The sequence below is a fragment of the Oleiphilus sp. HI0061 genome (assembly GCF_001635675.1).
The window spans coordinates 1-1,083 of sequence record NZ_LWFE01000696.1 but is presented as its reverse complement, the minus strand read 5'-3'; the positions used below and the strand labels follow the sequence as shown (position 1 = coordinate 1,083).

Annotated in this window: 1 protein-coding gene; it reads right to left on the bottom strand. The window is 40.6% G+C overall.

The window, feature by feature from the left end; all coding sequences use genetic code 11:
* Positions 1–242: 242 nt before the first annotated feature.
* The gene (locus A3735_RS08860; RefSeq protein ID WP_068511499.1) at positions 243–533 is read right to left on the bottom strand and encodes a hypothetical protein; all 291 of its coding nucleotides are present in this window, start codon (positions 531–533) and stop codon (positions 243–245) included.
* Positions 534–1,083 lie beyond the last annotated feature (550 nt).

Genomic DNA, 1,083 nt, shown 5'->3' with positions numbered 1-1,083 from the left:
GAGGATTTTCGCTAAGAACTCGAACCACATAAATGCTTGGTCTTTACTTGGATCACCCCATTCTTGAGAGTAAAGATAGTCTACTTTCTTTGTTGTTTCAGGAAACTGAACCCTGAACTCTTCGTATAGAGTTTGAATACTCNTTTAATACGNNTAACGCCCAGCTAAACGGAGGAGTAACAATGGCGGCATTTTTGGAACAAAAATGATGCGATTGTTACGGAGTCCGTTTGAGCTGTTGGTTATGTGCATTTTTTCTTTGTTACTTTGATGTCAGTATAAGTATTCATGCAGCTAATACGCTGTTCAGTTTCACTTAGCTCTATTGAAGGCGGAATATCAAAGTGCAATCGTAAAGCTTCGAAGTTGATATCCTTGACCAAGTGACAAAAGTATCCCGTTCTGTTTACACCCCAAATATATTCGTTGGCAGACTTATTTCCTGAGCTAAGCAAAAACTCTACAACGAGGTTAAGATGGCTATAATCAGGTTCTCCTTTCTTAGGATACTCCAATATTTTTACTTTGCTCATTGCAAGAATTCCATTCATTAATACACATAACGCTTTTATAAACGGCGCACGGCTCTATCGTGCGTCCAACGTAGGCCACGTGTTTTTGTGGCCGGAGTGATGTTTGATGAACTGGTTAGATGTTTTAGAACACCCAACTACACCAAACACCACGTTAAAACCTTTGTACTTGCCCAGAGACAAAAACACCCTAGATGGCGACTTTACCGGACTCCCTAGGAACACACCACCAACGAAACCTCTACAAATTAAAATGTACCTGAGAAGCTTAAACAGCGGAGCGGAACAGTTGGAAACCGTGCCACCTACCTTAATAATTTAAACGGAGGAATGCTCGATAAGAAACGAGCATTCCCTGCAGAATATTGAGCCCTAAACCTTAAGAGCCAAAAAACATTTAACGCCCGGCTCACCGAGCAAATTTTTGATGGCGACTTTTGTGCGTGTTTTTGCACAAAAGGTGACAGCGGAAATTTGTCCGATGCAGCCGTTTGTTATGAGTATGTAAATTCATCGTCAATATCTATATTTTTAGAGAAAACTTCTTCTA